1 protein-coding gene is annotated in these 1,492 nt (G+C 56.4%); it reads left to right on the forward strand.

The window, feature by feature from the left end; all coding sequences use genetic code 11:
- Nucleotides 1-179: 179 nt before the first annotated feature.
- Nucleotides 180-1,289, forward strand: a complete 1,110-nt coding sequence (locus O7B34_RS31835) for a TauD/TfdA family dioxygenase (protein ID WP_337149695.1) — start codon at nucleotides 180-182, stop codon at nucleotides 1,287-1,289.
- The last annotated feature ends 203 nt before the right edge of the window (nucleotides 1,290-1,492 follow it).

Raw genomic sequence — 1,492 nt, forward strand, 5'->3', positions numbered from 1 at the left:
CTAGTGCATCAGCGCCGGCCTAGCTGCCAACGTGGAGCGCAAAGTGCTCGAGGAACCGAACCGAAATCCTGGGTCCCATCGCTATGGGAAACCGAGTTTGTGGTGGCCACCGCCGCAGCTTTGATGGCCCGTGGGCCTGATCAGCCGGATTTCAGAATTCTGTTCGGAGAGACACCACCATGAACACCATGCATTCCGTGCAAGCCCGGAAGACTTTCCTTGCCGTGACTTTTTCGTCCGGCGAAATTGTCGGCTATCCGTGGCTTTGGCTAAAGGACAATGCGCCATCGGCGTTTCACCCAGTAACCGAGGAGCGCGTATTTGACCTGACCAGCGTAGATACATCGCTTAGACCTCTCCGCGTAGAGGAGAAAAACGGCGTAGTAAGAATCGTCTGGTCGCAAAAGGATGAAGAGGAATTTCCCCGTCAGTTCTTTGAATCCTATCGTCCGGGCAAAAAGCGGAACGATCCGGCCGATATCGCTCCGATACTTTGGGACGGCTCAATCGAGCTCGATTCGATACCGGGTCGATCTGCCGGAGACATCTTTCAGGACGACGCCGGTCTGCTTGTCTGGTTGAAGGCGACGGCTGCCTACGGGCTCTCGATTGTCGATTCGCTTGGTGATGATCCAGACGCGGGGCGGCGCATGGCGGAACGAATTGGTTTCCTGCGCCAGACAAACTTTGGCACCATGTTCGAAGTCGTGTCGATGCCAAATCCGAACAACTTGGCTTATACGCCGGTCGCACTCCCGCTACATACTGATCTCGCAAACCAGGAGCTGCCGCCGGGCTATCAGTTCCTGCACTGCATCGCGAACGGAGCTGAAGGCGGGGGCTCGATTTTTGCGGACGGGTTTGCAGTCGTAGCGGCGTTGCAGACCGAAGATCCGGAAGCCTACCGTTTGTTATGCGAGATCGAGATCCCATATCGTTTCCACGACAGAGAGTATGACCTGCGCGGAAGATTTCCGGTGATTGTTACTAACCGGCGGGGCGAAGTGACAGAGTTGCGGTTCAATGCCCATCTTGTCGATGTGATCGATCTTCCCTCGGAGATCTGCGTGTCGTTTTATGCAGCCTATCGCAAACTGATGATGATGATCCGCAGCCCGCGGTTCCGAATTTCCTATCGCCTCAAGGCGGGCGAGATGGCGGTCTTCGACAATCGCAGGGTGCTGCATGGCCGGGAGGCGTTCAACCCGAATACGGGGCGCAGACATTTGCGGGGATGCTATGTCGATCGTGGTGAGTTTCTAAGCCGCATTCGCGTCCTCTCGCGATAGAGAAGGATAACGCAAAATGACATCGACCTGCCGAAAGGTTCGACGTCGGCCGGTTCTTTCGCGCGGGCAATACCGCACGGCGTCTGCGCTGATGTAAACCAGATCCGTGACGTCACCATCCGACACCTCATCCTCTCAGATTAAGGTGTTGCGACGATCGGTTGAACCCGCCGCCCAATTGCCGCCGTTCTGCAATGCGCCCA

Source organism: Mesorhizobium sp. Cs1299R1N3, assembly GCF_037179625.1.
Classification (GTDB): Bacteria; Pseudomonadota; Alphaproteobacteria; order Rhizobiales; family Rhizobiaceae; genus Mesorhizobium; species Mesorhizobium salmacidum.

What these genes read in the sequence shown, in the direction of transcription:
- O7B34_RS31835 (WP_337149695.1), top strand. Translation starts at nt 180, where the DNA reads ATGAACACCATGCATTCCGTGCAAGCCCGGAAGACTTTCCTTGCCGTG.